This is a genomic window from Flavobacterium sp. AC274 (assembly GCF_979258275.1).
On record NZ_OZ409852.1, the window covers coordinates 399,697 to 420,496 of the forward strand.

Sequence of the window (20,800 nt, forward strand, 5' to 3'; positions counted from 1 at the left end):
AATTACAGAACAATCGAACTTCAATTACTTCAGCTTGAAGAATCTTTTTCAAAAAGTAGAAGTAATATATATTCAGATAAAAAAAGAAACTCATTTTTCTGAATTACACAATTTATTTATCGCAATTAAAGAAAGTAATTATCGTTCATTTGATGATGGAGAAATAAATCTACACTTTCAAATATTAACGTATATTTTCAAAGGATTAGAATTTTTAGACAATAGTACATTAAATATAATTCCATACGAAATAATATCCTGTCTTCAAATAGCTTTAGATGAATGGATTACAGAAGATAATTTTATAATTGTTACTTCTCTTTCTAATCGGAATTTAGATTTTTTATTTGAAAGTGAGAATTCTGAGTTTTTTATTGGTTTAAATACACACATTGAACGTAGATATAAATTAAATATAACAAATAGACTAATTAAGATAGTTCTACCTAAAGTCTTGTCAAGAGATTATTTATCTATAGTTGTACTATATCACGAATTAGGTCATTTTGTAGATACAGAACTTCATATCAGCGAAAAAATTATAATAAACAAATACGGAATACTTGGTAGTTATAATGAAAGTCAAATAAAAGATTATAACCATTTTATGGAATATTTTGCAGATTTATTTGCTGCACAATACATAAATAATGCATCGAATCTGTTTTTAAGTTATATATCTTTTCATAATCCTGATTCACACACCCATCCTTCAACAAAAATAAGAGTTGAAGTTGTTAATGATTTTCTATCGGGAAGAAATCGATATGAAATTCAAGAAATAAATCAAGCTTTAATAAGATCAGGATATCAAGATTTTAAAATCAGACATACAGAAATTAATATTAAAAAATCAGACTTTCAAAATTTAATTCCTCAAAGAATAAATAATAACTCTGAACTACATTATATATTTAAGTTAGGGTGGGATTTTTGGAATACTGCAGAAAGCAATTTCTTAAAAAAATTCAATTCTCGACAAAAATATCATGTTATAAATAATCTTATTGAAAAGTCAATTTCTAATTATACAATTAAGCAAAAATGGCAGGAAATCTTATCCGAAAAGTCCTTAGATTAGACAGTAATGGTATTTTATCTAAAAAAGACATTGAAAATTTAATTATTAAAAAAAGGCTTTTCATTGAACCACTATTAGATAAAAGTCAAATTGGCGAAATTAGCGTTGATCTAAGAATTGGAACTGATTTTTTAGCTTTGCACCAAGGAAGGCAAGCCTATATAGACACAACTGAAGATCTAATTAACAGAAGACCCATTAAAAGTCATTTTACTGAAACGCGACGAAAAATAGGCGAAAGCTTTCTTTTACACCCTTCACAACCAATACTTTTTTCGACTCTAGAATATATAAAGTTACCAGAAGATGTATATGCAATTTTAACATTGAGAAGTTCATATAGCAGATTAGGGTTAACTATCTCAACAATTGTACAACCTGGATATTGCGGTTGCGTATCAATTGAAGTTGTGAATTCAGGCAATACTCCAATAAAAATACTTGCTGGAGCTAGATTTATTCAAGCTAGATTTATAAAATTAAAAGAAAAATCGGAATATTTTAGAACTCAAAGAAAATACACATGTCAAGTTAGACCTGTAACATCTAAAGCTAATGAAGATGTGGAATTAGAGATCTTAAAACAAATTAATAGTACTCTATAATAATATTTTAAGCTAAATTTTTATTGTATTTTTTCTGCTTTAATAAAAAACTCAATAGTATACGTAAATTTTTATTTAAAATTAAAAAACAAAACATAAGTGTCAATTACTTAAAAATCAAGAACTTATAAATACCAAAGAAAGCGGGTGCAAAAGTAGAAAAAAAATCTATTTTTTTTAAAGAATCTTGAGATTTTTTTATCCAAACAAAAGAAGTTATGGATATCAGAGAGCTTATAATACTTAATATTGTATCTGCTTGATTCATGATACAAATTTATTAAATTATTTTTTAAGATAACACTCCTTTTAAGATAAATTTATTTCTAAAATAGAAAAGCGCCACAATTACTTGCAGCGCTTTTTATAAAATATCAACTCTTAAACCCCCAACTTCTTAGCAATCTCAGTAGGAATTCCACCTTTGTTCACCATTAAAGCAGTAGTTTTATATTTTACGAAATTTTTGGTTACGAACAAGAAACCTTTGTAGTCGTTTGTTTCTCCCCAAGAATTTTTTACGATGTAATATTCTCTTCCTGTTTGATCTTTTGCAAGACCAATAATGTGCATTCCGTGATCGTCTGTAGTAGTGTAGTTGTCAAACGCAGCCTGACGCATTTCCGGAGTAATTTCCGGTTCTGGTTTTGGTCCGTTAAACATGTCTGCCTTTTCTTCAGCGGTCATGTCGTCGAATTTTTTTGTTGGTACGTATGCCACACCATTTTTCCAGCTAAAACTTTTCTCGCTTACGTCTGTCGCCCATGCTACCGTATATCCTTTTTTCAAAGCATTGTCGATAACATCCGTCATGTCGTTTACTTTTACGTTGTAAACCTGATCAAATGACCAGTTGTCCGGTACCATCATTGTTGTTTTTTGGTAATATGGCGCAGTTGTAAAAGATGACATTTCAACGTAATCATCAGGGTTAATTCCTACCACTTCTTTAGCAAACGATTGTGGCGTATAATTTTTTCCTTTGTAGGTAAAATTATCCGGCACTTTTCCTAAATAAGAATCGATAACGGCAGTGTATGCTTTTAGCCAGTTTGGCGTTAACTCACCATTTGGGTTTTTAACTACAGCAGTCAAAACACCTTCGATAAGCGCGGCCATTTCGCCAAATTTATTTTTATCGGTTCCGTAGTTTAAACCTGTGTAGACTTCTCTTGGTACGGCTCCGTATTTTTTATACATATTGGTTACATCGTGCAAAGCACCTCCGTCACCCAAAGTAACCGCGCCATGCATGCGAACATAATTAATTCCTTTTTCAACATAAACGTTTCTGGCAGAGTAAATTTGAGACAATTCTACAGGCTGTTTCCCTAAACGAATCATTTCTGACTCTAAAAAGAGTTTGTAGCGTAACTCCAGCATGTTCCTGACGAGCCTTGTGTTTTTACGGAAGTTGTTCCTAAATTAATTTGTTCTGTGAATTTAAAGTTCTCTTTACTTTTATCACTTGCATTTAACTTTAATGAGTTAACCAAAACGTCTTGTGCAAAAGAACTGCTGACACCAACAAAAAATGCCGACGCAACAAAAACTGATTTCAACGTAATTTTATACATAATCAATGATTTAAATAGTTGACTAATTAGTCTACTACATTTTATTTTTGTTACAAATCAATTAAATATTACATTATTTGTGCGTTGTATAACCGTTAATTTTTTCATAATCTTTTTGTTAAGCGATATAAACTTACAAATTCTGCAATAATATCATATCCTTTAAAATCAATACTAAATCGTATTCTTTATTTTTTAAATTAGTGGTATTTTGCTCGCTGTAAAAACGCCACATCCACCCAAAATGTACGAACTCCAAAAAGAGAAATACTTAGGCAATACCAAAAAAATCTTCGACAATACGCAGGGAATTGCAGTTGTTGAAACGGAGTATCAAAACAAGGTTTATGAGGGCTGGCATTCGCACAACAATGCACATATTACACTTTTCCTGAAAGGCGGAACTACCGAAAAACGAAAAAATTTTAGCGAAACAGTAGGTCCGGGTTCCTTGTTATTTTATCACAGCGATGAATTGCACCTAAATCAGGACACCCTTTTTCCGTCGCAAAACATCAACATCGAAATAGAAGAAAAGCTGTTGAAAGAACTCCAGATAAGTGAATCGACAATCGAAAAATCGGTTCAAAACGCAACACTTACCAAATTTATAATCCTGAAGATTTTTAAGGAAAGCCTTATTTCCGATGCTTTTTCCGGCGACACTATCAACATGTTATTTGCACAATTATCGAATTCTAATGCTCATTTGGAACGGTTTGAAAAAAGTCCGTTTTGGGTAAAGAGTTTACATGAATTACTAAATGATTGTTGGAATGAAACTCCAAATTTGCAGGATCTGGCTCAGGTTTTAAACTTAAATCCAATTACGATATCAAAACATTTTCCGAAATATTTTGGCTGCACTTTGGGTGAATATATGCGCCGAATCAAAATAAATCGCTCGCTTTCGCTGATACAATCCAATCCGGGTAATTTAACTGAAATTGCTTTTCAATGCGGATTTTCAGATCAAAGTCATTTTATCAGAACATTTAAAAACCAAACGGGTTTTTTACCCAAACAATTTCAAAAATTATAAGAGAGGCAAATTTCATTCTATTTTTTGGTTTTGATGTCGCATACTTTTGTCTCATCATAAACAATAAACCAAATCAAATGGAAACTCAAACTCTTTCTCGAAAACAAAAAATATTTAATTTTCCGGTAGTAAAAATTATTCTTGCTTTGCTTACTTTTATGGCAGTTGTAATTATTGGTCAGCAAATTGCAGTAAAATTACTGGACTTAACCTCGCTTGACAAAGACTACAGAAACTTTTTAAAAGGACTTTTTGTTTCCATCTCCTGCATCTTTAGTTATATTCTTTTCTTTAAAAAATACGATAAAAGGGTTGTAACAGAATTTGCGACAAAAGGATTGGCTAAAAATCTTTTTATTGGCTTTGCGATTGGTTTTATACTGCAGTCTTTTACAATTTTAGTAATTTACCTCAACGGAAGTTATAGCGTTGTAAAAATCAATCCAATTTCGTTTATCCTGATTCCGTTTGCTCTTATGTTTACGGTAGCCATTATCGAAGAAGTTTTGGTACGCGGCATTATATTTAGAATTATGGAGGAAAAATTAGGAAACTATATTTCACTGACTTTTTCTTCAGTATTATTTGGAGTTTTGCATTTAGCAAATCCTAATGTCACTTTGATTTCGGCAATATGTATTACTACTGCGGGTTTTTTAATGGGTGCTGCTTTTATTTACAGCCGTAATTTATGGATGCCAATTGCATTGCACTTTGCATGGAATTTTACCCAATCTGGAATTTTTGGCGCTATAACATCCGGAAACGAAAAAACAAATAGTTTGATAGTGGCTAAAATACAAGGTCCGGAATTTATTACCGGTGGAGAATTTGGTCCTGAAGGATCGATACAGGCGATTGTTTTTTGCGCTATTGGAACCATTCTGTTTTTGGTATTAAGCCATAAAAACAATAAAATTATAAAACCTTATTGGAAGAAATAATTAACAACCGTATCTAAAACAAAACTCTGATGAAATGATTGCTGTCAGGGTTTTGTATTTGATACGACAAAATTTTAACGCATCCAGTTGCTACCGAATACTATATAATATGCCCAGTCTTCCGGGCCTTTTGCGACGTCAACACCCATTCTGAGTTTAAATTTTCGGGCCAGTAAATACCTGAAACCTGTTCCGTAACTGTATACGACGGGTTTTGCAAAAGCCTGATCCCAATTGTCAAAAGCACTTGCCAGACCACCGTAACCCATAAGGCTCCATCTTCGGTATACATCCCATCTCAATTCGAGTTCGGTTACGACACTTGTTTTTCCCTGATATCTTGCGGCGGGAATTCCTCTTAAATTAATTCCCGGTAAGAGATAAAAAGGTGGTTTCCCAAAGGCTTGTTCCCCTTCAATTCGGAGTCCGCCAATTAATTTTTTGGTTACAGGATAATATCCAATTGCCGAAAGATTAACGCGCCAGGCATCATAATCACTTCCAATGACATCATCAGACCAAAAGAAATCTGATTGTATGCGAATTCCTTTATCGGGAGTAAAAATATTGTCCCGGCCATCAAACTGAATGGCTCCCCCAAACTGACTTACCAAACTATTAATGTCTTTTGGCTTGACAAAAGAGGGTGGAAGATCCAGATTTAAATCCGGCAATGTTATATTAGAATTTAGAAATAAATATTGTGGACCTGCGCTCCATTTTGCATTTCTAAATTGTTTTAGCCATTGTGTGTAGAATATGGTAGACTTAAAATTGAGCTTAAATTCTTTGTCGTTTCCATTGGGTAAATTTTCATAAAAAGAGAGGTTCATGTCGCCATAACCTGCCATTACCCGGTATAAAATTCTCGGTTTTATTAAAGTACCGGAACGAAAGGCGCCCACCATCCAGCTTTTGTTTTCGGTATACATTCCGATTCCTCCTGTAATATCGGGATTTATAAATCGTTTTTTGCCGTTTTCATCAACAACAGGTGCGTGTTTTTTTAGAAAAACAGGGACAATTGCACCTCCAATTCCGCCCAGAGCCGGTTCGGTAATTACTGTTGGAACTACAATAAAACCGTGTGCATAAATAATGTAATCGCTTAAATCGAATGCGCCGTCGAGAGAATCTTTTACGCTAATATGAGTTTTCTGTCCCTTTATAGTTTGAAATGAAAAAAAGCATATCATCAACATGAAAACCATTCTCTGAATAATTTTTCCTTTTTTAATGATAAAATCTGAAGGTGTATTTCTCATTTCAAGTCATTTAAGATTATCCTATTTCAACAAAAAACAGCAACTCTAATCGTTATTCTTCTATTACTTTTGCCAGGCTAAACACGTGTGCGAGTGTAAGGAAAAAGGTGTTTCCCTGAAAACGGTTTACGGCTTCAAATTCGGAAACCCAACGTAATCCTGCTGAAGTTTTAGAACCTATATGAAAATAGTTTACTTCGGCTCCTATTCCTGCAATTCTGTCCTTTGCAGGTTCAAGGACAGAATTACCAACCGGTATTTTGTCAGGTGATATTTTTCCTTGTAAATAATAAATTGCCCCGGCATTTAGTATTCCTTTTGGAGCTGTTTTTTCTGCATTCATCAAATAAAAAGTTTTTCCTAAACCTCCTTCAATACTTAAAATATCTCCGGTTTTTATATCTGTATCTTTCTTTTTACCGTTTATTTCATACGCCGCCAATGCCGAAAAATGAAAGGTCTTTTTATCATTGAAGAATATAGTTGTTCCTGCTGAAAATTCATTCATAAACATTCCCAGACCCGCATTGTCAGAAGCTCCCGCAGTAAATTTTCCGGTAGGAAGATATATTTGGTAACTAAATACAAAATCGGCTCTTTTGGTATGCCAGCCCAATTGTACAGGTTGTACAAACATATCTGTAAAGGCAAGTGAGTTTTTGGCATCCAGAGAATTTCCCTGAATGGTGTTTGATGCAAAAGCTAATAAAATACTTGCACCATAGTTAGCTCCCAGGATTTTAAAGTCACTTATATATGATGCTCCGGCTCCTGTTATAAACATCGTGATATCAGGATTTGCAACTGATTTATCTCCGTTTGCATTGCGCAGAGAACAAGCATCATAAAGATAACCAGGAACATAAACACTTAAAGTGTTAGCCGGTGCCTGAGTTCCGGATTGTAAACCCATTGCGCCAAGAATGTGTCCGCCTTTAAGCTGAGCATTTCCGGTAAAATATATCAACAAAAGAAAAAGTGTAAGAATTAATTTTATTAGTTGTCTGCGGGTATTAAAATTCGTTTTCATCTTGTTTATTTTAAATTAATGAAACCTGTATTGCTTTATTTTTCAGACTTTATCTAAGATTCTTTTAAATAAAAAGAAGCACTTTTTTCAGAATTAATTCTGATTATCTTAAAATATTCTGAAGGAGACTTACCTGTATGTTTTATAAAAGCTCTAAAACATGTAGTTCTTGATTTAAATCCGGATCCCCAGGCCATTCCTTCAAGAGATAAATCTTTCCATTCGGGATCATTTATTTTGTCTTTAAAAAATTCGATTCTTTTTAAATTGACATAGTCCTGAAAATGAAGGTTAAATTCTGAATTTATTAAATTAGAAAGATGATGAACTGAGATTCCGGTTTCATCAGACAGATCACGAATAACAAAATCTTTTTTCAGGAAAAGCTTTTTTGTAGAAAAAATATAATCCAGTTTTTCGAGATATTCCTGTTTTTTATCGGGAGTTAATTCCTTTACTAATGGCAAACTATTTTTGATTTCTTTTGTTTTTGTGACCGATGAAGTATCTGTAACAAAACTAAACTGATTACTTGTTTCTTCACTTATTTCATTATTAAAATCGTAAAAAACCTGAGGTTTGAAATAAAGCCATCCTACTGTAAAAACAAGTACTGCAGAAATTAATATATAACAGGAAAAGTCAAGATTATTAACCTGATTCATCAAAAAATAATGTACAAAAAGGGTAGAAAACAAAAACAAAATCATCAAATTATAAACTCTTATCCAGCTTAATATTTTTACACGCTGGAAATGATTTTCTTTAAATTTTTTCAAATCATAATTTAAAATCATCATTGTCTGGCAAAAAGCATACAATAGCCAAACCGTGAGACTTAACATAGAAAACGGGTTCTGTACTTTTACAGAAATATAATCAACCACATGAAGATTAATATAATTGCCAATCCATACAAAAATGGTTAAACCAAAATAAACCAGAAAGGGTAAAAAATGTAGCCAATCGTATTTCTTAAATATTTTTTTATCTGAAAACAAAATCGTTCTTACATAAAGAAATGCAGAAGGTGCCACCAAAAAAATAAAGGATTTTGTGATCATAAAAAGATCAGGGAAATGCTTAAAAATAGTAGCTGATAAGTAAAAATTATAAACACTGACAACAGCAAGGCTAAACAAGAACAATCCAAGGAAAAAACTTTTTGAGTAATTTTTTCTTGAAAATAGAACCATAAAGGAGGTAGCAAAACCAACCAGTGTCGCTATAAAAAAGAAAAGTGAAAGTACTATATCAACCATATGTTTAAGTTTCAATTATTAATATTGCTTCAACATGGATTATTTGTTAAAGACTATACCTGCCTTAAAGCAAGTATAATCTCTATTTAACAAATCTCTGAAAAGGTTTATTTTTTAGCTAAACCAGGAGGGAAACCTGCCAATATTTTTTTGACAGAACTCGCTATAAATTCTTCAGGATTGTCTGGTTTATTATCAATTTGTGCATTTCCTATTCCCTGCCAAACTAATTTTTGTGTTTTTGTAGAGACAATATCAATTACCAGAGAACCGTCTACATAATCGTAAGTATTAAATGTTGTGGTACCGCCGCCCATCATGGCTCCGCCGCCCCAGTATCCGTATGGACGGTACATTCCGCCATAGCCATAAAAATCAGAGTTTGCCGTAACAGATTGTTTGTTTTTTAAAATAGAAACTGCATTTACTTTTAAGTCAGGAGTACTGCTTTCTGTAAAGCCTTTGGCAATCATTTCGGCACGAATGGCTTTTGTAACACGGTCTACATTTAATTGGTTGACCTGTCCTTCCTGTGCTTTTAAATCATAAACGGCAAAGGTTTTATATTCACTAAAATTAGCAGCGTGGTCATAATCTGATGTAACGTTTACGGTTGGTGAGCAACTGTAAATTAGACCCAAAAGTAACATTGGGATTATTCTTATAGATGTGATTTTCTTTTTCATCTTATAGGATTTAAATTAATGATTAATTGAGTTTAACTTCTAATTATTTTAAAAAAATGCTTCAAAACTGTGAAAGAATGAGAAAAGGGCGTTTATACGGTGTGAGTATGGCGTAAATAACTAGAAAACAAATAATTGCAGAACATCAAAGATAAATCATTTTTTTCCAATTCGTTTGACAACAAATAAGTAATTAATTTTTCTAAGTATAAACTTAAACAAATTAATTCAATATGTAATAAAAATACTTCTTTTTTTATTGCTCAATGTTTTCTTGTTGTTAAGAAATTTCTGTTGTTATTAGATTATATATCTGTCGAAATTGGTAATCTTCCTTCTTTAATTGCTTCCAGCATTTGGGTATAATCGGCATCATTTTGATCTGCATACGAAATAGAAAATTTTGCTATTGCAGTGGCAAATTCATTACTGTTTCCTATATAACCGGACAATACAGAAGGATCACCTGTTCGTGCATGCGCTCTTGCTAATGCCCAGCCACATGCTTTTGCATAATCCGCCATATTTCTGGCTTTCATAATTTCGAGAACCGGTTTTACTTTGGCATCCCGAAGCTGGCGGATATAAAAAAACTTGTTCTGATCATCCTGTGTCCATCCCAAAAGCATATCCGATGCAGATTGCATTAGTTTTTGCCCCATAACAATTCGTTCGCCCTGATGCTTATACTTATTTTCAATTTTAAGATTTGGTTCTAATACGCTTTGTCTGGCTTCTTTAAACTGCAAAAAAATAGGTTCGCCCGTTGCCGACATTAATAAACTTATGCCACAAACTGTTCCCACACTTCCCACGCCTACCACCTTCATTGCAACGTCATGCAGTGTATATCTGCTTAATAAAACCTGCTTATCATCTGGTAATGACTCCATATATTTTTTGTGCGCGGTTTCTACTTCACGGATAATTCTTTTTCCTTCTTCTCCTGTTGGATGAAAAATCAAAGGCGGATCATCTTTTATTCTGGCACGATATCCATCCTGATAAGTCATTTTTGCAAATTCTTTTTCATGAGCTGTATACTCTGCTGCTTTTTTTATTCGCTTATGCTGAAATTCTTTTATTTCTTCATCTTCTCCTCTTTCGATAAGTTCTGCCAGATCAATGTCGGCATACCAAATTTGAAGTGCCGATAATTTACTGTATTCGAGCATATGTCTTTTGTAACTATCGGCCACATGCCAGGCAAATTCTTTGCAGTTTTTTTCCGAGAATTTTCTCCATCTTCCTGCAATTGCAAAACTGGTGGCGAGTCTTTTTATATCCCATTCCCACGGTCCGGGAAATGTTTCATCAAAATCATTTATATCAAAGACCAATTTTCGTTCAGGAGTTGCAAATCCTCCAAAATTCATTAAATGACAATCTCCGCAAAGCTGTAAATGAATTCCTGTGGTGGGAGTTTGAGCTAAATCTGACGCCATAATTGCTGCTGCTCCCCGAAAAAATGAAAATGGCGATTCCATCATTCGGCTATATCGTATCGGTAGCAAACTTTCGACTCTTCCTATATTTGTTTCAATAAGAATGTCAACCGGATTTTTTCTGTTTTCAGATATCTTCCATTTCTCATGCGCGTTTCGGGCTATAACTTTTCTAATTGCTGTGCCTTTTGCGTACCGTTCTGCTTTTGAAGCAACGGGATCAAATAAATTCTCGGTTTTATTTTCGAATTTTTCAGGCATGGCTTATAGTTTTATTTTAAAGCAAATTCATCGTTTTTGTGTCTTTCAATTTTAAAATTATTTTTTTCTTTAATTGGAGCCGGAAACCATTGACCATCCTGAACAATTTTTTTAGGAACATAGGTTCTGAAATTAATCGAAAATCCTTTTCCGGCTGGTGTTGGGAGCCAATTGCTTTCGATTGCTCCTTTTGGTAATGATGATGCCAGCCAGATACTTAGCGACCCATCAGGATTTTTCTTTAAACCCGAAACATTATTCAAATTATAGCGTTTTAACTTATTGTCAACCACTCTATAATCTGGTACACTATAAACTGTTGTTGACCAAAATGCATCAACAGCAGTTTCTGGCAATGCGTCTTTTGGGAATTTTATTTCATAAACTTTATCACCGCTTAAAGGTTGGTTTTTACTATCTATTAAACCAATAAAATAAACAGCTTCTTCTTTTCGGTTTGCCCACAAACCTCCATAATTAATAATATCACGAGCCAGGATATCATCTCCAAAATTTCCTGCGGCATATGATACTGACCATCCTCCTCTTTGAGTTCCAAAACCTTTGGCTCCTGCCAAAAATGCAGGAATTGCTTTTGTCTTAATTACTTCGTCAACATGTGTTTTGGCTTTATCATTTGTTTTTCGATATTGTTCTATCGCAATTGCTTTGTCCTGATATTCTTTTGCTTTAGGCATTACATCCGGATACGATGCGATAACTTCTTCGACTTTGTCAAATATTTCGCCGCCAATTGGTTTCTGGGGTGTAAAATCAGGAATGGTTACAGGAGGTGCAATTTTAATTCCGTCGGGAACGGTAAATGTAAATTGTCTTTGCAGTTTTTGAGCAATATCCGGTGTTCCTTTCAATTCTACACGAGCCAGCATTTTTGCTTTTTCTGATGGCAATTCGATTTTTACAGCATCGGCAGGAATCGTTGGATTTGTTCCTTTTAGAACCAAAGCAAATTTTCCGTAAGGTGTTTTAGGGAAATTACGATTGTTGATATTCACAATTACTTCTCCCCAGCCATCGAGTAATTCTGCAGTATAATAACGGTTTTCAATTTTAGGAACATTCAAAATAACAGTATGCTCTTTATCAACAGCAATCCAAGCTTCAAGATAAGCAACATCTAAATTTGGATTCACAAATTGAGCCGTACCCAGCGGGTTATATTTGATTTTGTTATAACCTACTTTTTCTACATTTATATCATGATTCTCTTGTTGAATTACCAAATATCTTCCGTACAAATAGGTATAAGCATCAATTATATCCTGATCTGAAGGTTCTGTTTTATTCTCTGAAGCTGTAGTGCTTGTAGCAGATGTTGAAACTTCTTTTTTGCAGCTAAAAAATAAAAATAGCACGGATAAAATTATAAGCCCTTTTTTCATGTGATTAATTTTAAAATTAAAAAAATGATTTTTACGAACCCGGAAACACAAAAGCCACAACAGCTCTTAATCCCCAGTCAGGTCTTATGTTAGAATGGCCTACAATTGGTATTAAGGGCATAACAGCAAATTGCATTGTTTGGCCTCCTAATTTTGTAATGGCTCCTACATTTGGGCTAATCGTTATAAGTGTTGTATTTCCTTCCCAGTTTTGTGTAATCTCAGAGGTAATACCCAAACTTGCACCGCTTTTGTAACTATGAGTTAAGAATATCTGTGTGTAAAACTGATTAAAATCGGCCCTGTCTTCATTTCCTGCCACCGACCATATCTGATTTGCAATAAAACCTATCGAAAGTCCTTTTCCCTGATGCATGACCAAAACACTTGGCCCGATTCCAAATTTTTCTGTTCCCAGAAATTTATCTGTAGCCGTTGGTACCAAAAAAGCAGGGCCAACTCCCAAGATAATTCCCTTAGTTTTAGGAGCGAAAAATGCTGTGACTGTTGCATCGCTTAAACCAAACTCATGTGTGTTTTCGCCGGTAACATCCTGCTGATCTACCACGGGAAGAATATAGCGTGTAATTAAATTTAAATTATCGCTCAATTTAAAAGGAATTACAGGCTGTATATTTATTTGGTATTTTGATCCATTGTAAGCACCGATTCCATAAGTTAAATTATTCTGCAAAGGAACACTTATCAAACTCGCAACCGGATTGGCCAATTTATCTGCCAGTTCCTGAGCGCTGGCTCCTGATTTCTCTTCTTGCGCAAAAACACTACAACTTAAAAGAAAACAAAATGTAGTGTACAGGTATTTGTTTGAAATATTAGACAATGGGCTTTTCATGATTTTCTTTCTTTAGAAGATTCTTATCAATATTAAAATCAGATTATTTATCCGGAAATACTTTTTTCCAATCATCCTTCATACTGATGACATGATATTTATATTTAGCAGCAGTATTTAAGGAAAGGTTATCTTTTTCCTGATAACTATATTCTCTAATAGAATCGTTGTGATTTACGATCATTTGAAAGGAAGGATATTTGCTTCCCTGAGAATATCTTAACATGGCAAGATCACCGGCACCGCCTTCGTTACCGCACGCAAAAACAGGTCGCTGACCAATATGAAGCTGTATTCCAACCGGTTTGCCAACCTTATCATCTAAAAGATCAAGAGCAGGCTCTCTGACAATGTTGTTTGTGGCATCATCAAATTTATATTTGAAAGAAGTTCCAACAACTTGTTCTTTCGGAATGCCATAAAAATCAGCTGATATTGCTCTTACTAATTCGATCGTTCCACCGGTTACAATGAAAGTTTTGAAACCATTTGCACGCAAATAATTCAACAGCTCCAATTGTGGCTGATATCTGATTTGTTTTAGGGTAACATTTTTTCCCGGGTATTTTGCTCCGGCAAAAAACTCTTTTGTAGATGCTTCAAACTCGTCTTCGGTCATCCCTGTATGAGTTGCTGCAACTAATTCGATAAGCGCTTTATCACCTCCTTTTTCAAAAAAGTTTTGTCTTTTTCGACAACTGCCTTAAAAGGTTGTTTTTGAGCCAAAGCAGGATTTTTTTCAATCATTTTTTTGACTCTGTAAAAAGCAAATAATTCCTGAACATATGGTTTTTCAGCCCAAAGTGTTCCATCATTATCAAACGTTGCAATTCTGCTTTCAACCGGAATAAAATCAGGGCTTCCTTCCTTAGTCACTTTTGTAACATAAGCTATAATTTCTTTTTTGAGTGTTCCGTCATTCCAGCTTGGTAGCGGATCAGAACTTGTTGCCACAGTTACTGTGCTATCTTTAGGATTAACAGTAGTAACACCATCAGTTTTTTTACAAGAGACAAGCAATAATAAAAACAGGGGCACTATATATATATATCTATACATGATGATACTATTTAAGTGAAAAGAAACAGGACTATTTAAAATCCTGTTTCCTTAAAGTATTATTATTTCTTTTTTGATGCTGCTTCATCCTCTTTTAATTTAGGAAGTACATTCTTCTCAATATATTTCTGTGCTTTAATATCTTTCATTGCCTCTTCCATAATTGTATAAGCTGAGAAGCTTGGCGGAATTGATCTTGGAGGATATTCTTTAAATGTTTCTGCAAATACAACTACATCTTGTATTGCGCCATACATTAGCTGAACGTGATTCAACTGCCATTCCCAAAAACTATTCGAAGTGATATCGGCTCTTTCAAAAGGATCCTGGTACAAATTGAATATTTTTTGTAAACGAAGTTTAGTAAAAGGCTCTGCCCAGACTCCCATTGTACCTCCCAAACGTTGTTCGGCAAAAACATATTTATAATCACCTTCTCTTAAACCAACCAATAAGCCATCATCATCTGTATAGAAAAATTTATCTCTGGCACTTTTTTGCGTTTTGCCACGTAAAAAGTTACTTTGATCAAAACCATCTAAATGCACTTTGTAAGTTTTTCCGTTTGCATTGTAACCTTTTAAAAGTTTATTGGTTAAATCTGGCTCACCGACAATTGATGCTAAAGTTGGAATCCAGTCATTGTGAGACATTAATTCAGTTGTAACTTGTCCTGGTTTAATTACTCCTGGCCAACGTACTAAACATGGAACACGGAAAGCGCCTTCCCAGTTAGTATTTTTTTCTGAGCGAAAAGGGGTCATTGCTCCATCAGGCCATGTATTCATATGAGGACCATTATCTGTAGAATAAACTACAATAGTGTTATCAGCAATACCCAAATCATCTAATGCTTTTAAGATATCTCCAATTGTTAAATCGTGTTCGATCATACCATCAATATATTCACTATCTCCATGAGTATATTTTCCTCTATGTTCTGCCCTAACGTGTGTACGAAGGTGCATACGTGTAGCATTGAACCAACAGAAAAATGGTTTACCTGCTGCATTTTGTCTTTTAATAAAATCAATAGCAGCTGCAGATGTTTCATCATCTATAGTCTCCATTCTTTTTTTAGTAAGAGGGCCCGTATCTTCTATTCTTTGTTTTCCAACTCTGCCAAATCGTGGATCTGTCGTTGCATCATCCGAATTTGTTGCAGTACATTTTAGTACTCCTCTAGGACCAAATTTTTTCAAATATTCGGGGTCTTTAGGGTAATCAGGCAATTCCGGTTCTTCTTCGGCATTTAAGTGATACAGATTTCCGAAAAATTCGTCAAAACCATTTACTGTAGGTAAACTTTCGTTACGATCTCCTACGTGATTTTTACCAAACTGTCCTGTAACATACCCTAAGTTTTTCATAATCCCTCCAATAGATGGATCTAATTGGCTCATTCCCATAGGTGCTCCCGGGAAACCTACTTTTGTAAGCCCGGTACGAAGGCCATGCTGTCCTGTTAATAAAGCAGCACGTCCGGCAGTACAGCTTTGTTCTCCATAATAATGTAAAAAACGTAATCCTTCGTTTGCCAGACGATCAATATTAGGTGTAGTATATCCCATTATACCATCACTGTAAGCACTTATATTAGTGGTTCCAATGTCATCTCCCCAAAGTATTAAGATATTGGGCTTTTTTGAATTCTGTGCCTGAATTTCAACTACTGAAAAACATATTAATGCAAATAACATTGCATTCTTAAATCTCCATTTAAAATTTATTTGTTTCATGGTAATAAAAATTTATTAATAATCTTTTTGTATATATGGTAATGTGTAAATCAGAGAATAATTTCTTAAGTAATGCTAAAAAAAATGTGTTCTTGTCTAGTGAAATACAGATTGATTATTTACATATTATTTCGAAAAATTGAACAAGAAATTTCTTAACTTTTTTTAAGTATCTCAAAATTAATTAATAAAAAACCGAAAAATTGTATCGAAAGAGGTTCAGGTTGTTTCATTTTATAAAATGAAACGACATAAATGCTTTATTTAGTTGCATTTTCACATTCTGTAAAAATAAAAAGGCGACAAAGCAAAAAAGAGTAGAAAAAACACTTTATCAATCGGAAGACATATCTATAAATTCAGATTGTGATATAGTGTTTTGATTTTAAAAAATAAAAAAGTATTTAACGCAAAAAAGCCATCAAAATTGATGGCTTTTATTTTATTTTCAAAACGAAAATTATTCTATTTCAGAAACTCTCATGGTGTTAACCATTCCTTTATCTTTAATTGGCATTGCTGCAAGGTTAATTAAATAATCCCCTTTTGAAGCGTATCCTTTTTGAACTGCAATTTCGTTAACATCAGTTACAGTATCATCTGTACTTTCGTCTTTATCGTAGAAGTATGATTTTACTCCCCATAATAAATTCAATTGTGTTAAGATTCTTCTGTTTGAAGTAAATACTAAAATATGTGCTGATGGTCTCCACGCTGAAATTTGGAAAGCTGTGTAACCGCTATTTGTTAAAGTACAAATTGCTTTTGCTTTGATTTCATTTGCCAATAAAGCTGCCTGATGACAAACTGTTTTAGTAACAAAACGTTTTGTTTTAATTTGCGGTGTGTTTTGTGGAACCTGAATAAGCGGTGAATCTTCAACTGCCTCACAAATTTGAGTCATTTTTTGAATTACCTGTACAGGATAATTACCTGTAGCAGTTTCTCCAGACAACATTACAGCATCTGCTCCATCCATTACTGAGTTAGCAACGTCATTTACTTCTGCTCTTGTTGGCGTTAAACTTGTAATCATTGTCTCCATCATTTGAGTAGCAACGATAACAGGAATTCTAGCCGTTTTTGCTCTGCGAATCAAATCTTTTTGTACCAATGGAACTTCGTGTGCAGGAAGTTCAACTCCTAAATCTCCACGGGCAACCATAAGGCCATCACAATAAGCAATAATTTTATCTATATTTTCAAGCGCTTCCGGCATTTCAATTTTTGCAACAATTGGAATTTTGTACTCAGAATGCTTAGCAATTAATTCTTGTAAATCTTGTAAATCACGAGGTGTTTTTACAAACGAAAGTGCGATCCAGTCTACTTTTTGTTCAATAGCAAAAATAGCATCTGCAATATCTTTTTCAGTTAAAGCCGGTAAAGAGATTTTAGTGTTTGGTAAATTAACTCCTTTTTTAGATTTTAATTCTCCACCCTGAATTACTTTAGCAACAACTTCAGTTTTTTTATCCGTAGAAATAATTTCAAAAATAAGTTTTCCGTCATCAAGCAAAATACGCTCTCCAGGATTCACATCATTTGGAAAGTTTTGGTATTTCATGAACACTTTTTGTGCTGTTCCTAAAATATCTTCTGCAGTTGTAAAAGTAATTAAATCACCATCGTGTACAACAGTTCCTTCTTCCATTACACCAACTCTAAGTTTTGGTCCCTGCAAATCTCCAAGGATTGCAGTTGTGTAACCAAACTCGTCGTTTAAGCCTCTAATGATATTAATTTTGTCTTTTACTCCTTCGTAATCTGCATGCGAAAAATTGATTCTAAACACATTAACCCCTGCTTCGATCATATCCTTGATAATCTCTCTCGTACTACATGCAGGCCCAAGTGTAGCTACAATTTTAGTTTTTTTGTTTGTTAGCATTTTTTTTAAAAAATTAAATTGTTCTTTGATTTTATTTTATTGGTATCAACAACATAAATAGCTGCGATGCTCTCGATGGTATTTAATTGTTGTTGAATTTCTGAAAAATCAATAGCCTCTTCACTATTCTCTATTTTCAGGAAAAAATCCACCTTTTTAAATTCAGGAAGTAAATGAATTGTTGTTGAAACCTCACTTGTTTCATTGGAAAACAAATTCTGGAAATCATTTGTACTCACTGAAATGATTTCATTTTTATTCTGAATCAGATTCCATGTAACGGCTTTCTCAGAATCATAATAATAAAACCTAGAAAAATTTGCCTCACCTTCCTTAGTCTGAGCATGGATCTCGTTTTTGCTCTTACTTAAGTTGATCGGAAGTTTTTTATTGATAAAATAGGCTAATCTATAATCTTCTATCGAAGTATGAATTGCCATTAAATAATAATCAATTTCGTCAAATTCGTCTAAATCCAATCTATGAATTGCCATATCATGAAAAATCTAGGTGTAAATATACTATTTCTATTGGAGCATCAATAGTTAAGACGCGGTTGTTTTTGTTAATTTATAAACGAAAACGTTATAGCTTTAAGAAAGTTAAAGCATTTTTGTGGTTATTTCTTATCTATTTTTTCCTGAAAAGCAAAATAAGCTCTTTGCGATGCCTTTTCTTCAGCCTTCTTTTTTGAAGTAGCTCTTGCTCTAGCAATTACTTTATCGTCTATACTTAATTTTACACCAAATAAGCGTTGTCCGTCTATACCATTATCTTCAAAAATGTCATAATGAAAGATTCTCTTTTCTTTCTGACACCATTCGATAACCAAACTTTTATAACTAATTACTTTTCCTTCAAGTCTTGCGATGTCAACATAAGGTGTAATGACTCTTTTTTGGATAAACTTTTCGCAAAACGCATAACCGCGGTCTAAATAGATAGCACCAACAAGTGATTCAAAAATATTACCATGAATATTTTCTCCAAAATGCTGTACTGGTACTTTGCTCTCTACAAACCGAACCAGGTTTAAGTCCTTACCTAATTCATTCAAATGCTCACGACTTACAATTTTAGAACGCATTTTGGTTAAATAGCCCTCATCTCCATTTGGTGCTTTGTTAAACAAATGTGCAGCAATCACGGCACTTAACATGGCATCACCTAAAAATTCTAGTCTTTCATAATTTATCGCATTTCCTTGCTCATCCAATTTGTTTGAAGATCGATGCGTAAATGCTTTCTTATAAAAATCTATTGAAACAGGCTGAAAACCAAGTATTTTCTGAATAGTGTCAAAAAAAATCCCGTCTTCTTGAGAACGGGATTTTGAAAATATTTTTTTGATAATATTCATAGACAAAACTAGTCAACTAATTTTTTAAACAATACACAAGCATTGTGTCCACCAAAACCAAACGTATTACTCATCGCAACATTTACCTCTCTTTTTTGAGGTTTGTTAAGAGTAAGGTTTAAAGCAGGATCAATGTTTTCATCAACAACCGTATGGTTAATCGTTGGAGGAACAAGGCTGTGTTGCATTGCTAAAATAGAAGCAATAGCTTCAATAGCTCCGGCAGCACCAAGTAAGTGTCCTGTCATTGATTTTGTCGAGTTGATATTGATATTTTTTGCATGATCACCAAAAACAGCGCTGATTGCTTTTAATTCGGCAACATCTCCTAATGGAGTAGAAGTTCCGTGAGTATTGATGTGATCAACATCTTCAGGATTCATTCCAGCATCTCTTAATGTATTTTTCATTACTGCAATAACTCCAATTCCTTCCGGATGTGGAGCTGTTAAATGGTAAGCATCAGATGACATTCCGCCTCCGCCAACTTCACAATAAATTTTTGCGCCTCTGGCTTTAGCATGTTCATATTCTTCAAGAACCAAAGCTCCTGCTCCTTCTCCTAACACAAAACCATCTCTGGTTGCATCAAAAGGTCTCGAAGCTGTTTCCGGACTTTCGTTTCTTGTTGATAAAGCATGCATAGAGTTAAAACCTCCCATACCTGCAATAGTAATAGCGGCTTCTGAACCACCAGATACAATTACATCACACATTCCTAAACGAATGTAGTTGAAAGCATCAATTAAAGCATTTGCAGAAGATGCACATGCAGAAACAGTAGTATAATTTGGACCCATATAACCATTACGCATCGAAATGTGTGCTGGTGCAATATCGGCAATCATTTTAGGAATAAAAAACGGATTGAATTTTGGTGTTCCGTCTCCTTTAGCATAATAAATAACTTCTTCCTGAAAAGTTTCTAAACCTCCAATTCCTGCTCCCCAGATAACACCAACTCTTGTTTTGTCGACATTATCATTAGTAAGTCCGGCATCTTTAATAGCTTCATCACTTGCAGCAACTGCATATTGAGCGAATTTATCTAATCTACGAGATTCCTTGCGATCCATGTAATCTTCAATGTTGAAGTTTTTTACTTCGCAGGCAAATTTCGTTTTATGCTTCTCTGTATCATAATACGTGATAGGAGCGGCTCCGCTAACTCCATTCACAAGTGCCTCCCAGTAATCCTGGATATTATTCCCGATCGGAGTAAGAGCACCTAATCCTGTTACAACAACTCGCTTTAACGTCATAAATATGTATTTTGTACTTTAAACAAATAAAA

At 33.9% G+C, this 20,800-nt stretch carries 18 protein-coding genes and 1 pseudogene; 4 read left to right on the forward strand and 15 right to left on the reverse strand.

Features of this window, described 5'->3' with window-relative positions; translation table 11 throughout:
* Positions 1-34 precede the first annotated feature (34 nt).
* Positions 35-1,081, forward strand: coding sequence for a hypothetical protein (locus tag ACZZZT_RS01780; protein ID WP_463459230.1), 1,047 nt, complete (start codon positions 35-37; stop codon positions 1,079-1,081).
* The gene (gene dcd / locus ACZZZT_RS01785) at positions 1,045-1,686 is read left to right on the forward strand and encodes a dCTP deaminase (protein WP_463459231.1); all 642 of its coding nucleotides are present in this window, start codon (positions 1,045-1,047) and stop codon (positions 1,684-1,686) included. Before ACZZZT_RS01780 ends, dcd begins: the two co-directional genes overlap by 37 nt.
* Positions 1,687-2,067: 381 nt before the next feature.
* Here dcd and ACZZZT_RS01790 read toward each other — a convergent pair.
* A pseudogene (locus ACZZZT_RS01790) lies at positions 2,068-3,263 on the reverse strand (C1 family peptidase).
* 244 nt (positions 3,264-3,507) lie between these two features.
* Between ACZZZT_RS01790 and ACZZZT_RS01795 the strand changes: the two are divergent.
* Positions 3,508-4,305: an AraC family transcriptional regulator gene (locus ACZZZT_RS01795; protein WP_463459232.1), complete on the forward strand. Its 798-nt coding sequence runs from the start codon at positions 3,508-3,510 to the stop codon at positions 4,303-4,305.
* A gap of 77 nt (positions 4,306-4,382) precedes the next feature.
* Positions 4,383-5,249: a lysostaphin resistance A-like protein gene (locus ACZZZT_RS01800; RefSeq protein ID WP_463459233.1), complete on the forward strand. Its 867-nt coding sequence runs from the start codon at positions 4,383-4,385 to the stop codon at positions 5,247-5,249.
* A 74-nt stretch (positions 5,250-5,323) separates the two neighbouring features.
* On the opposite strand, the gene ACZZZT_RS01805 is transcribed toward ACZZZT_RS01800, so the two are convergent.
* The 14 genes from ACZZZT_RS01805 to fabF form a co-directional block, all read right to left on the reverse strand.
* A complete protein-coding gene (locus ACZZZT_RS01805; RefSeq protein ID WP_463459234.1) occupies positions 5,324-6,514 on the reverse strand; it encodes a BamA/TamA family outer membrane protein in 1,191 nt (396 codons plus the stop codon).
* A gap of 52 nt (positions 6,515-6,566) precedes the next feature.
* The gene (locus ACZZZT_RS01810) at positions 6,567-7,544 is read right to left on the reverse strand and encodes a SphA family protein (RefSeq protein WP_463459235.1); all 978 of its coding nucleotides are present in this window, start codon (positions 7,542-7,544) and stop codon (positions 6,567-6,569) included.
* A gap of 53 nt (positions 7,545-7,597) precedes the next feature.
* Positions 7,598-8,581: a helix-turn-helix domain-containing protein gene (locus ACZZZT_RS01815; protein WP_463462366.1), complete on the reverse strand. Its 984-nt coding sequence runs from the start codon at positions 8,579-8,581 to the stop codon at positions 7,598-7,600.
* A gap of 332 nt (positions 8,582-8,913) precedes the next feature.
* Entirely contained in the window at positions 8,914-9,492 is a 579-nt protein-coding gene (locus ACZZZT_RS01820; protein WP_463459236.1) for a DUF4136 domain-containing protein, read from the reverse strand.
* A gap of 305 nt (positions 9,493-9,797) precedes the next feature.
* A complete protein-coding gene (locus ACZZZT_RS01825) occupies positions 9,798-11,198 on the reverse strand; it encodes a DUF2252 domain-containing protein (protein ID WP_463459237.1) in 1,401 nt (466 codons plus the stop codon).
* Between the two features lie 11 nt (positions 11,199-11,209).
* Positions 11,210-12,601: a DUF1214 domain-containing protein gene (locus ACZZZT_RS01830; protein ID WP_463459238.1), complete on the reverse strand. Its 1,392-nt coding sequence runs from the start codon at positions 12,599-12,601 to the stop codon at positions 11,210-11,212.
* Between the two features lie 31 nt (positions 12,602-12,632).
* Entirely contained in the window at positions 12,633-13,457 is an 825-nt protein-coding gene (locus ACZZZT_RS01835; protein WP_463459239.1) for a hypothetical protein, read from the reverse strand.
* Between the two features lie 43 nt (positions 13,458-13,500).
* A complete protein-coding gene (locus ACZZZT_RS01840; protein ID WP_463459240.1) occupies positions 13,501-14,076 on the reverse strand; it encodes an HAD family hydrolase in 576 nt (191 codons plus the stop codon).
* A gap of 20 nt (positions 14,077-14,096) precedes the next feature.
* Positions 14,097-14,516: a hypothetical protein gene (locus ACZZZT_RS01845; RefSeq protein ID WP_463459241.1), complete on the reverse strand. Its 420-nt coding sequence runs from the start codon at positions 14,514-14,516 to the stop codon at positions 14,097-14,099.
* A 62-nt stretch (positions 14,517-14,578) separates the two neighbouring features.
* The gene (locus ACZZZT_RS01850; RefSeq protein ID WP_463459242.1) at positions 14,579-16,255 is read right to left on the reverse strand and encodes an arylsulfatase; all 1,677 of its coding nucleotides are present in this window, start codon (positions 16,253-16,255) and stop codon (positions 14,579-14,581) included.
* Positions 16,256-16,715: 460 nt separating this feature from the next.
* Positions 16,716-18,146 (reverse strand): pyruvate kinase, encoded by a 1,431-nt coding sequence (pyk, locus tag ACZZZT_RS01855; protein ID WP_042564776.1) that lies wholly within the window; start codon positions 18,144-18,146, stop codon positions 16,716-16,718.
* A 5-nt stretch (positions 18,147-18,151) separates the two neighbouring features.
* Positions 18,152-18,640: an IPExxxVDY family protein gene (locus tag ACZZZT_RS01860; protein ID WP_042564775.1), complete on the reverse strand. Its 489-nt coding sequence runs from the start codon at positions 18,638-18,640 to the stop codon at positions 18,152-18,154.
* Between the two features lie 125 nt (positions 18,641-18,765).
* Complete coding sequence (gene rnc / locus ACZZZT_RS01865) at positions 18,766-19,506, reverse strand: ribonuclease III (RefSeq protein WP_073394550.1); 741 nt, start codon at positions 19,504-19,506, stop codon at positions 18,766-18,768.
* Positions 19,507-19,514: 8 nt separating this feature from the next.
* Positions 19,515-20,768, reverse strand: coding sequence for a beta-ketoacyl-ACP synthase II (gene fabF, locus ACZZZT_RS01870; RefSeq protein ID WP_042564773.1), 1,254 nt, complete (start codon positions 20,766-20,768; stop codon positions 19,515-19,517).
* Between the last annotated feature and the right edge of the window lie 32 nt (positions 20,769-20,800).